12 protein-coding genes are annotated in these 11,332 nt (G+C 60.8%); 3 read left to right on the top strand and 9 right to left on the bottom strand.

Annotated features, from left to right (window positions below; genetic code table 11):
* Positions 1-265 precede the first annotated feature (265 nt).
* A complete protein-coding gene (gene rpsU, locus OSW16_RS24880; protein ID WP_003255575.1) occupies positions 266-481 on the bottom strand; it encodes a 30S ribosomal protein S21 in 216 nt (71 codons plus the stop codon).
* Between the two features lie 204 nt (positions 482-685).
* Between rpsU and tsaD the strand changes: the two genes are divergently transcribed.
* Positions 686-1,711 (top strand): tRNA (adenosine(37)-N6)-threonylcarbamoyltransferase complex transferase subunit TsaD, encoded by a 1,026-nt coding sequence (tsaD, locus tag OSW16_RS24875; RefSeq protein ID WP_241807059.1) that lies wholly within the window; start codon positions 686-688, stop codon positions 1,709-1,711.
* A gap of 16 nt (positions 1,712-1,727) precedes the next feature.
* Here tsaD and plsY read toward each other — a convergent pair whose 3' ends face one another.
* Positions 1,728-2,297, bottom strand: coding sequence for a glycerol-3-phosphate 1-O-acyltransferase PlsY (gene plsY, locus OSW16_RS24870; protein ID WP_267819226.1), 570 nt, complete (start codon positions 2,295-2,297; stop codon positions 1,728-1,730).
* A gap of 74 nt (positions 2,298-2,371) precedes the next feature.
* Here plsY and folB point away from each other — a divergent pair, with 74 nt between their 5' ends.
* Both folB and folK read left to right on the top strand, forming a co-directional pair.
* Complete coding sequence (gene folB, locus OSW16_RS24865; RefSeq protein WP_241807061.1) at positions 2,372-2,728, top strand: dihydroneopterin aldolase; 357 nt, start codon at positions 2,372-2,374, stop codon at positions 2,726-2,728.
* Entirely contained in the window at positions 2,719-3,228 is a 510-nt protein-coding gene (gene folK, locus OSW16_RS24860; RefSeq protein WP_241807062.1) for a 2-amino-4-hydroxy-6-hydroxymethyldihydropteridine diphosphokinase, read from the top strand. Before folB ends, folK begins: the two co-directional genes overlap by 10 nt.
* A 59-nt stretch (positions 3,229-3,287) precedes the next feature.
* Here the strand turns inward: folK and OSW16_RS24855 are convergent, their stop codons facing one another.
* The 7 genes from OSW16_RS24855 to apaG all read right to left on the bottom strand — a co-directional run bounded on the left by OSW16_RS24855 (position 3,288) and on the right by apaG (position 11,268).
* A complete protein-coding gene (locus OSW16_RS24855; RefSeq protein ID WP_267819223.1) occupies positions 3,288-4,400 on the bottom strand; it encodes a multifunctional CCA addition/repair protein in 1,113 nt (370 codons plus the stop codon).
* 58 nt (positions 4,401-4,458) lie between these two features.
* Entirely contained in the window at positions 4,459-6,027 is a 1,569-nt protein-coding gene (locus tag OSW16_RS24850) for a SpoVR family protein (protein WP_241807064.1), read from the bottom strand.
* Positions 6,024-7,295, bottom strand: a complete 1,272-nt coding sequence (locus OSW16_RS24845) for a YeaH/YhbH family protein (RefSeq protein WP_012316567.1) — start codon at positions 7,293-7,295, stop codon at positions 6,024-6,026. Before OSW16_RS24845 ends, OSW16_RS24850 begins: the two co-directional genes overlap by 4 nt.
* A 177-nt stretch (positions 7,296-7,472) precedes the next feature.
* Positions 7,473-9,395, bottom strand: a complete 1,923-nt coding sequence (locus tag OSW16_RS24840; protein WP_012316566.1) for a PrkA family serine protein kinase — start codon at positions 9,393-9,395, stop codon at positions 7,473-7,475.
* 281 nt (positions 9,396-9,676) lie between these two features.
* The gene (gene glpE / locus OSW16_RS24835) at positions 9,677-10,006 is read right to left on the bottom strand and encodes a thiosulfate sulfurtransferase GlpE (RefSeq protein ID WP_241807065.1); all 330 of its coding nucleotides are present in this window, start codon (positions 10,004-10,006) and stop codon (positions 9,677-9,679) included.
* 15 nt (positions 10,007-10,021) lie between these two features.
* Positions 10,022-10,888, bottom strand: a complete 867-nt coding sequence (locus OSW16_RS24830; protein WP_241807066.1) for a symmetrical bis(5'-nucleosyl)-tetraphosphatase — start codon at positions 10,886-10,888, stop codon at positions 10,022-10,024.
* Positions 10,888-11,268 (bottom strand): Co2+/Mg2+ efflux protein ApaG, encoded by a 381-nt coding sequence (gene apaG / locus OSW16_RS24825; protein WP_012316563.1) that lies wholly within the window; start codon positions 11,266-11,268, stop codon positions 10,888-10,890. Before apaG ends, OSW16_RS24830 begins: the two co-directional genes overlap by 1 nt.
* Positions 11,269-11,332: the final 64 nt, after the last annotated feature.

Below are 11,332 nucleotides of genomic sequence, written 5' to 3'. Positions count from 1 at the left end.
CGCTAGCGCGCCGTTTGGGGCAAGAGCTGCTAGGGGATGTGCGAGGGAGTGTGTGCTCGTCGGTAGCCTCCAGGTCAACCAGGGGCTCGTCAGTGAGGACGTGCACGACTGGTCGGAACCAGCTCTGACGTTGTAATGCGCTTTGCCCATTGCAAGTTGCGATGGGCGCCTTGAGCTAGCTGCTCAAGGTTGAAACAAACCGCTGCCATCGGCCCGGCGGTGAGCCGGGCAGGGCAGAAGCTTTGCGTAGAACGGCTGTACTGTATTAGTACAGACGAACGGCGCGGCGCTGTTCGCGCTGAACTTTCTTGGCGTGACGCTTAACAGCAGCAGCTGCTTTACGCTTACGCTCGGCGGTCGGCTTCTCGTAAAACTCGCGGCTACGAACTTCAGCCAGTACACCGGCTTTTTCGCAGGAGCGCTTGAAACGACGCAGAGCTACGTCGAAGGGTTCGTTCTCTTTAACTTTGACGGCTGGCATCCAGGGCTACCTTAATTCATTACCGGGGTAGACGTGCTCCTGGCAAAACAAAGGTGTGCTGGAGAACGTCGGTTTTCAAGGGTTGCGGATGTTAACCCTTAGCAAGCCGGAATGCAAAGCCTCTGATCGAAAACCGCTGGTCGGCACCCGGCACGGGGACTATCATGCGCGGCTTCGAAATCAGCCCCCACAAGGGACGAGCCCATGCTAGTACTGGGATTGGAAACATCCTGCGACGAAACCGGCGTCGCATTATACGACAGCGAGCGCGGTTTGTTGGCCGATGCGCTGTTCAGCCAGATCGACCTGCACCGCGTGTTTGGTGGGGTGGTACCCGAGCTTGCCTCGCGCGACCACGTCAAGCGCATGCTGCCCCTGATCCGCCAGGTGCTGGACGAGGCGGGCTGCGTGGCTACCGAGATCGACGCCATCGCCTACACCGCAGGCCCTGGCCTGGTCGGAGCGCTGCTGGTGGGGGCCTCCTGTGCCCAGGCGCTGGCGTTCGCATGGGATATCCCGGCGATCGGCGTGCACCATATGGAAGGCCATCTGTTGGCGCCCATGCTTGAGGAGAACCCTCCGCAGTTTCCGTTCGTCGCTTTGTTGGTGTCCGGGGGGCATACCCAGCTGGTTCGGGTCGATGGCATCGGCCAATACGAGTTGCTGGGCGAGAGCCTGGATGACGCTGCTGGCGAAGCGTTCGACAAGACTGCCAAGCTGATCGGCCTCAATTACCCAGGTGGCCCGGAAATCGCTCGCCTGGCCGAGCGCGGCGTGGCGGGGCGTTTTGTGTTCCCGCGGCCGATGACCGACCGTCCGGGCCTGGCCTTCAGTTTCAGTGGCCTCAAGACGTTCGCCCTGAACACCTGGCAGCAGTGCCGCGATGCTGGCGACGACAACGAGCAAACCCGTTGCGACGTGTCCCTGGCGTTCCAGCAGGCGGTGGTGGAGACTCTGACCATCAAGTGCAAGCGCGCACTCAAGCAGACCGGCCTCAAGCGCCTGGTGATCGCCGGTGGCGTGAGCGCCAACAAGGCATTGCGTGCGTCCCTGGAGGACATGCTCGGCAGTATCAAAGGCAACGTGTACTACGCCCGTCCCCAGTTCTGTACCGACAACGGCGCAATGATCGCCTACGCCGGTTGCCAGCGGTTGCTGGCCGGGCAGCAGCAGGACCTGGCGATCAGCGTGCAGGCACGCTGGCCGATGGAGCAGTTGCCACCGTTGTAAACCGCTTGCGTGTGCGTCAGAAGTGGCGTTCGCGCCCGGCTAGCAGGTCGCGCAGGTTATTGCGGTGGCGCCAGACGATCATCACGGTCAGTACGCTGATCGGCAGCAGGGCCGCTGGCTCGCGCCAGGCCAGCAGTGGCAGGGTCAGTGGTGTGGCGATCAGCGCGGCCAGTGAGCTGGTGCGGGTGAGGTAGAACGTCAGCAGCCAGGCGGCGATGGCCAGTAGTGCGGCGGGGAAATACAGGCCCATGAGCATGCCGGCCGCCGTGGCCACACCCTTGCCACCCTGGAAGCGGAAGTACACTGGGAACAGGTGGCCGAGCACCGCGCAGACGCCTACCCAGGCCTGCTCTTGCAGGTCGAGCCCGGCCAGGCGTGCCAGCATGACGGGCAGCAAGCCCTTGCACAGGTCGCCAAGCAGGGTCAGGATCGCCATTTTGCGGCCCGCCAGGCGTAGCATGTTGGTGGCGCCGGCATTGCCAGAGCCGCAGGAGCGCGGGTCCGGGCTGCCCGAGAGGCGGCTTAGGACGATGGCGAAGGACAGCGAGCCGAGCAGGTAGGCGAGCAGCGCCAGTAACCAAAACATGCTAACTATTCCGGGCGAGGACGCCCTGATTCTAACGGCGCCAGTCGCCCTTGTCGTGCTGTGGAGAGAAGTGCTTGGACAGAGTGTTCATCGAAGGCCTGGAAGTCGATACCGTCATCGGTGCCTATGACTGGGAACGGGATATTCGCCAGTGCCTGCGCCTGGACCTGAGTTTCGCCTGGGACAATCGCCCGGCAGCGGCTGGCGATGATCTGAACCTGGCGCTGGACTATGCCAGTGTTTCGGCGCGTATCCAGGCGTTTGCCGAGCAGGCGCGTTTCGAGCTGGTCGAGACGTTCGCCGAGCGGCTGGTCGCGGTCCTGATGGCAGAGTTCCACATCCCTTGGGTGCGGCTCAAGCTGACCAAGCCGGGCGCGGTGCCTGCGGCCCGTGGCGGTGTTGGTGTGGAGATCGAGCGCGGATGTCTCTGAGCACGGTTTACCTGGGCCTGGGCAGCAACATCGACCGCCATGCGCACCTGTGCGCCGGGCTCGATGCATTGGCGGCGATCCTCTGCGACCTGCGTTGTTCTCCGGCGTTCGAAAGCCAGCCGGTGGGGATCAAGAGCGGTCCATTCATCAACTTCGTGGTGACGGGCAAGACAGACCTTGGGTTGATGGAGCTGGACCGCCGGCTCAAGTTCATCGAGGCTGACAATGGCCGCTACGCGCCCGACCGCAAGGGCCTGCCGCTGGATATCGACGTGCTGATGTATGACGATCTGCATGGCACATTCGATGGGCTGGTATTGCCCAGGGCCGAGATTCTGAAGAACGCTTTCGTGCTATGGCCATTGGCGCTGCTGGCGCCCGAGCTGGTACACCCGGGAGAGGGTAAAAGCATGGCCCGGTTGTGGCAGGAAGCCAATATCGACCAGGTGCTGGCGCCGGTTGCCTTTGAATGGCGCGGTTTGCAGCTTACCAGCGCCTGAGCCCGGGTGCTTCGCGGCTCGTACTGACCCTACGTGGGTAAGTACGAGCCACTGAGCGATCAGTTTACGGCCGTGGTCTTGTAGGCTTTCAGTGCCTCCAGGCGCTTGTGCCTCAGCGCCTCTCCCAATGCCTGCCCGGTCAGCCCTGCTTCTACCAGCGGCTTCGCTTCTACCGCTCTGGCCGCCGCTGCCGCGGCGCGCAGGTAATCCGCCTGTGGATAAGCCTCTGCGTTCGCGTGTGCAACCATCTGGCACACGGCAATGAAATCCTCGAAGCGCTGTGGCCGCCGATACACGTCGAACTTCTGAAGTAGCGCCAACATCGCTTCAGGGTCGAGCTCCAAGGCCTTGTGGCCGAGACTGGCGCATTCGCTCACCAGCATGGCCATCTCCTGGCATTCACGCGGCGCCTTGAAGCGTTGGTTCAGTGCCTTGATTGCAGTTGTGCTCAGGTCATGCAGCAGGCAGGCCCAGCGAATATGCAGTGGCTGATGGTGTTTGGCTGCTTGCGTCAAGGCAGCCAGCGAAGCCGCACCTCCCTCAAGCTCAGGCATCAGTCGTTCAAGGGCTGTGCAGTCGCGCAGCACGTTGATGAACACCTGTGGCTCGTCTTCCATCAGCGCGCGCTCGATCTCTTTCCAGCTGCGTTCAGCCGTGAGCGCCTGCAGTTCGCCAGAACTCGCGATCTGCTTCATCAGCTCCAGTGTTTCATCGGCGACCCTGAACCCCAACGGGGCATAGCGTGCGGCGAAGCGGGCAACACGCAGCACGCGCAAGGGGTCTTCGGCGAATGCCGGAGACACGTGGCGTAAAATGCGCTGCTCAAGATCGGCTTGGCCGTTAAAGGGGTCCAGCACCTGTCCCTGATCATCCTCGGCCATGGCGTTGATGGTGAGGTCACGCCGGATCAGGTCTTCCTCAAGGGTCACCTCGGGGCTGGCATGGAAGGTAAAACCGCCATAGCCGCGCCCGCTCTTGCGCTCTGTGCGCGCCAAGGCATATTCCTCGCCCGTCTTGGGGTGCAGGAAAACCGGGAAATCAGCGCCGACTGGGCGAAAGCCCTTGGCGTGCATTTCTTCGACGCTGGTACCCACGACCAGCCAATCGATGTCACTGACGGGGAGCCCGAGCAGGCGGTCGCGCACGGCGCCGCCGACTTTGTAGATTTGCATGTGCAGCCTCCATTACTGCCCACAGGATAACCTGTCGGCAGCAAGGGTGGGGTGCAGGCTAGAGGTGGTGGATGACGGCCAGGTCCATTCGGCCATAGTCGCCGGCTTCGCCGTGCTCGCCCCGCGGTGGCATGTGGTGGGTCTTGACCACCTGATCGCCTTGCACGGTTTCCAGGTGGATATCGAAGCCCCAGAGGCGGTGCAGGTGCTTGAGCACCTCATCGGTGGAATCACCCAGCGGTTTGCGGTTGTGCTGCTGGTGGCGCAAGGTCAGGGACCGGTCGCCACGACGGTCGATGCTCCAGATCTGTACGTTGGGTTCGCGGTTGCCCAGGTTGTACTGGGCTGCGAGTTGCTCGCGTATGGCCCGGTAGCCGGCTTCGTCATGGATCGCCGGCACCAGCAGGTCGTCGCGCTGGTCGTCATCCAGGATGCTGAACAGCTTGAGGTCGCGGATCACCTTGGGAGACAGGTATTGCAGGATGAAACTCTCGTCCTTGAAGCTGCTCATGGCGAACTTGATGGTCGACAACCAGTCACTGCCGGCAATGTCGGGGAACCAGCGTCGATCTTCCTCGGTAGGGTTTTCGCACATGCGGCGGATGTCGGTGTACATGGCGAAGCCCAGGGCATAAGGGTTTATGCCGCTGTAGTAGGGGCTGTCGAAGCCGGGCTGGAACACCACGCTGGTGTGCGACTGAAGAAATTCCATGATGAAACCGTCGGTGACCAGGCCTTCGTCGTACAGGTCGTTCATCAGGGTGTAGTGCCAGAAGGTCGCCCAGCCTTCGTTCATGACCTGGGTCTGGCGTTGCGGGTAGAAGTACTGCGCGATCTTGCGCACGATACGCACCACTTCGCGCTGCCAGGGCTCGAGCAAGGGTGCGTGTTTTTCGATGAAATAAAGGATGTTTTCCTGGGGTTCGGCGGGGAAGCGTGCATCATCACGCTCGCCGCCTTTTTCCGCGCCTTTGGGAATGGTGCGCCACAGGTCGTTGATCTGGCGTTGCAGGTGCTCCTCGCGCTCCTTCTGGCGGCGCCGCTCCTCTTCGGCGGAGATCGGGTAGGGGCGTTTGTAGCGGTCCACGCCGTAGTTCATCAAGGCGTGGCAGGAGTCGATCAGGTCCTCGACAGCATCGATGCCGTGGCGCTCTTCGCATTGGGCGATGTACTGCTTGGCGAACACCAGGTAGTCGATGATCGAACTGGCATCGGTCCATGTGCGGAACAGGTAGTTGCCTTTGAAGAAGCTGTTATGGCCATAGCAGGCGTGGGCGATCACCAGTGCCTGCATGCACATGGTGTTTTCTTCCATCAGGTAGGCGATGCACGGGTCGGAGTTGATCACGATTTCGTATGCCAGGCCCATCTGGCCACGGCTGTAGGACTTCTCGGTGCTGAGAAACTGTTTACCGTAGGACCAGTGGTGATAGCCCAGCGGCATGCCGACGGATGCATACGCGTCCATCATCTGCTCGGCCGTGATCACTTCGATCTGATTGGGGTAGGTGTCCAGGGCATAACGTTCGGCCAGACGGCTGATTTCCCGATCGTAGGTCTGGATCAGCTCGAACGTCCACTCGGACCCGGTGGAAATGGGTTGGCGTCTCTGTGCTCTGGCGGTCATGTGGCTAACCTGCGCTGGAAGAGTTCACGGAAGACCGGGTAAATGTCACCGGCCGAAACCAACTGCTGCTGGGCGAACGTATCGGGGAAAGCTTCGCCGATACGCTCGTATTCGTACCACAGCGCCTGATGCTCGCGGGGGGTGATCTCCACGTAAGTGTAGTACTGCACATGCGGCATGATCTGTTTGGAGAGGATCTCACGGCAAATGGGCGAATCGTCGTTCCAGTTGTCGCCGTCGGACGCCTGAGCGGCATAGATGTTCCAGTCGCTGGCGGGGTAACGCTCGGCCATGATCTCCTGCATCATCTTCAGTGCACTGGAAACGATGGTGCCGCCGGTCTCGCGGGAATAGAAGAACTCTTCTTCGTCCACTTCGCGGGCGCTGGTGTGGTGGCGGATGAACACCACCTCGATGCGGTCATAGTTGCGCTTGAGGAACAGGTACAACAGGATGAAGAACCGCTTGGCGATGTCCTTGGTGGCCTGGGTCATCGAGCCGGACACGTCCATCAGGCAGAACATCACGGCCTTGGAGCTGGGGTTGGGCTGCTTGACCAGCAGGTTGTACTTGAGGTCGAAGGTGTCGAGGAACGGCAGGCGGTTGATGCGGGCTTTGAGCCGCTCGATCTCTTGCTCGACCTCCTGGATATCGGTGAAGTTGTCCGGCTCCTCGACCTTCAAACGGGCCAGTTCCTTCTGCGCCTCGCGAAGCAGTGCACGGCTGCTGCCGGTCAAGGCGATACGCCGTGCATGGGCCGAGCGCAGGGTGCGCACGATGTTGATGCGCGACGGGTTGCCTTCGTTGGCGATACCGGCGCGCACAGTCTTGAAGGTGTCGGCACCTGTCAGGTGACGTTTGACCAGGTTGGGCAGTTCGAGGTCTTCGAACATGAATTCGAGGAACTCTTCCTGGGTGATCTGGAATACGAAGTCATCCATGCCCTCGCCGGAGTTGCCTGCTTTGCCGCGGCCACCACCACCGCCCCCGCCCTGAGGCCGGGCGATATGTTCGCCTGCGGTGAATTCCTTGTTGCCCGGATGCACGATGGTCTGCTTGCCGCCGCGGCCATGGTGCAGCACCGGTTCGTCGATGTCGCGTCCCGGGATGCTGATCTGCTCGCCGTGTTCCATGTCCATGATGGAGCGACGGCTTACGGCCTCTTCGACGGCTTTCTTGATGTGTTCACGGTAACGCCGCAAGAAACGCTGGCGATTGACCGTGCTTTTGTTCTTGCCGTTCAGGCGTCGGTCGATAACGTAGCTCATGGTCCCTCCGGTGACTGGATGCAGCTGCAACTGCAAGCCACAAGCTTCAAGCCACAAGCTTCAAGAAAGAGCAGCCAGCGTGGCTGCAAGCTGTAGCGTCGGGGTTCAACCGAGCATCGGACAGCTTGCAGCGTGCCGCTGGCGGCTTGGAGCTTGCTGCAGGGGCAGCTTGCCGCTTTATTGCGATTTCCTGACCCGCAGGTACCATTCCGACAGCAGGCGTACCTGTTTGTCGGTGTAGCCACGCTCCACCATCCGCGTGACGAAGTCGTTGTGTTTCTGTTGATCTTCTTTGCTGGCCTTGGCGTTGAAACTGATGACCGGCAGCAGGTCCTCGGTGTTGGAGAACATTTTCTTCTCGATCACCACCCGCAGCTTCTCGTAGCTGAGCCAGCTAGGATTCTTGCCGTTGTTATTGGCACGGGCACGCAGTACGAAGTTGACGATTTCGTTGCGGAAATCCTTCGGATTGCTGATGCCGGCCGGTTTTTCGATCTTTTCCAGCTCTTCGTTCAGGGCAATGCGGTTGAGGATTTCGCCCGTTTCCGGATCGCGGTATTCCTGATCCTGGATCCAGAAATCGGCGTACAGCACGTAGCGGTCGAAGATGTTCTGACCGTATTCGCTGTAGGACTCCAGGTAGGCGGTCTGGATTTCTTTGCCGATGAACTCGATGTAGCGGGGCGCCAGGTATTCCTTCAGGTAGCGCAGGTAGCGTTCGCGCACTTCAGCTGGGAACTGCTCCTGTTCGATCTGCTGTTCCAGCACATAGAGCAGGTGCACCGGGTTGGCCGCCACTTCGTGCGGGTCGAAGTTGAACACCTTGGAGAGGATCTTGAAGGCGAAACGGGTGGACAGGCCGTTCATGCCTTCATCGACACCCGCTGAATCGCGGTACTCCTGGATCGACTTGGCTTTGGGGTCGGTATCCTTGAGGTTTTCGCCATCGTAGACCCGCATCTTGGAGTAGATGTTGGAGTTCTCCGGCTCTTTGAGGCGTGAGAGTACGGTGAACTGAGCGAGCATCTTGAGCGTATCGGGTGCGCAATGGGCCTTGGCCAGCGAACTGTTGACCAGCAGCTTGTCGTAGATCTTGATCTCGTCGCTCACGCGCAGGCAGTACGGCACCTTGACGATGTAGATCCGGTCGATGAACGCCTCATTGTTCTTGTTGTTGCGGAAGGTGTGCCACTCCGATTCGTTGGAGTGGGCCAGCAGGATCCCTGAATAAGGGATCGCGCCCAGGCCTTCGGTACTGTTGTAGTTGCCTTCCTGGGTGGCGGTCAGCAGTGGGTGCAGGACTTTGATGGGCGCCTTGAACATCTCGACGAATTCCATCAGGCCCTGGTTGGCCCGGCACAACGCACCCGAGTAGCTGTAGGCGTCGGCATCGTTCTGCGGGAATTCCTCGAGCTTGCGGATATCCACCTTGCCGACCAGGGCCGAGATGTCCTGGTTGTTTTCGTCGCCGGGTTCGGTCTTGGCGATCGCGATCTGGTTGAGTATCGAGGGGTAGAGCTTGACCACCCGGAACTTGCTGATATCGCCACCGAACTCCTGCAGGCGCTTGGTGGCCCATGGCGACATGATGGTGTTCAGGTAGCGCCGCGAGATGCCGTATTCTTCTTCGAGAATGGCGCCATCTTCAGTGGCGTTGAACAAGCCCAGCGGCGACTCGAAAACGGGCGAGTCCTTGATCGCGTAGAAAGGGACTTTTTCCATCAGCTGCTTGAGTTTTTCGGCCAGCGACGATTTACCGCCACCTACCGGGCCCAGCAGATAGAGGATCTGTTTCTTCTCTTCCAGGCCTTGAGCGGCGTGGCGGAAGTAGGAAACGATCTGGTCGATGCACTCTTCCATGCCGTGGAAGTCGGCAAAGGCCGGATACCGGCGGATCACCTTGTTGGAGAAGATTCGCGACAGTCTGGAGTTGCTTGAGGTGTCGATCAGTTCCGGCTCGCCGATGGCCAGCAACAGCCGTTCAGCCGCCGATGCGTAGGCACTGCGATCCTCTTTGCACAGCTCGAGGTACTCCTGCAGCGAGAGTTCTTCCTGGCGCGTAGACTCGAAACGTTGTTGGAAGTGGCTAAAAATACTCATGACGTCACCTCGCTCGATACGTGGAGACGACGCCGGATCAGTCAGCCGATGCTGGCATGCAACCGGGCTTGCCGATTGCTGTATACCCCCCAGAACACCCTGTAACGCTACCGATGACCCGCACGCCGGTGTACCGGCTCTCCCCTTTTTTGGATGGCCTGCGCTTAAGAATAGTTGGTTATCCGCAAGGTCAAGGGCAAGCGGCGCAGAAGTTGTCGGCGACCGTTCGTCAGGTGAGGCGCAAGCCCGCGTGGGGCGCGGGCTGGAGTGAAATTAAAAAATTATTCAGGGGTGCCTTGCGCGGTGTGGTCGGGGTAGGTGGCGCGCCACAGCTCGAAGCCGCCATCGATGCTGTAGACGTCGGAAAAACCTTGCCCGACCAGGTACGCGGCCGCGCTCTGGCTGGAGTTGCCGTGGTAGCAGACCACCAGGGTCGGGGCATCCAGGTCGGCATTGCGGATGAAGTCGGCGACCGAATGGTTATCCAGGTGCCTGGCCCCGGCGATGTGGCCGGCGGCATAGGCCTGCGGGTCGCGAATGTCGACGACGACTGCACCTTGTGCGCGCAAGGCCAGGGCCTGCTCGGGAGGGATGCGTTTGAATTCGCTCATGGGTAAGGCTTTCCTTCAGGGCTGGTCGTTGAGTTTAGTCGGTTGTGCCGGCTGGCGCAGGTTGCCGTCGTCGGCGCAGTCGCAGCGCAGGTATTCACCGCTGTCGACATTGTAGAGGGTCATGGTGCCACCCCAGACGCAGCCGGTATCGAGGGCAATGATGCCGGGCTCGTCGACACGCCCTTCGAGTGCGGCCCAGTGGCCAAAGATGATCTTCACATGCCGTGAGCGGCGGTCCTTGTGCGCGAACCAAGGCTTGTAACCCTTCGGTGCCGCGCCCAGCCCTTCCTTGCTCTTGAGGTCGAGTTTGCCTGTGCCCGTGCAGAAGCGCATGCGCGTCAGGTAGTTGGTGATCACCCGAAGGCGCTCTACGCCGCTGAGGTTCTTGCTCCACTTGTTCGGTTCGTTGCCGTACATGCCATCGAGGTACAGCTTCATGCGCTCGTCGTCGCGCAGCACCTCTTCGACTTCGCCCGCCAGTTCCAGGGCTTTGCCCAGTGTCCACTGGGGCGGGATGCCGGCGTGCACCAAGGCAATGCCGCGCGGCTCGTCGTAGTGGAGCAGCTTCTGTTGGCGCAGCCAGTCGAGCAGTTGGTCGGCGTCGGGTGCTTCGATGATTTCGCGCAGGGTATCGCTTTTCTTCAGGCGTTCGACATTTTGCCATGCCGCCAGCAGGTGCAGGTCATGGTTGCCCAGCACACAGGTCAGCGATTGGCGGATCGAGTAGAGGTAGCGCAGGGTCTGTAGCGATTCAGGCCCGCGGTTGACCAGGTCACCGACCAGCCACAGGCGATCGACGGCCGGGTCGAACTTGACGCGCTCCAGCAGGCACTTGAGGGGTTGAAGGCAGCCTTGCAGGTCACCGACGGCATAGGTAGCCATCAGTGCAGGGCCCCGGGTACCGCGAGGCGGAAGGGGGCGATATCGGCCTCGAAGCGTTTACCGTCCTCGGCGAACATCTGGTAGCTGCCCTGCATGGTGCCCACGCGGGTGCTGATCACTGCGCCACTGCTGTAGGTGTGGCTCTGGCCGGGTTCGATGGTCGGTTGTTGGCCGATCACACCTGCGCCGCGGACTTCCTCCACTTCGCCATCACCGTTGGTGATGAGCCAGTGTCGAGACATGAGCTTGGCTTTGATCGAGCCATTGTTCTGCACGGTGATGGTGTATGCGAACGCAAAGCGATCGCTTTCGGGGTCGGATTGGTCTTTCAGGTAGCGGGTCACGACGCTGACGTCGATCTGGTAACGGGGATCGGACATGCATGGGCCTTGGGCAAACAAGCGAATACGGCGATACATGCAGTCTAGGCCATTGGCGGGGGGG

The organism is Pseudomonas putida, assembly GCF_026625125.1.
Lineage (GTDB): Bacteria > Pseudomonadota > Gammaproteobacteria > Pseudomonadales > Pseudomonadaceae > Aquipseudomonas > Aquipseudomonas putida_X.
Note: the sequence above shows the minus strand (reverse complement) of the source record. Positions and strands in the feature narration are given on the sequence as shown.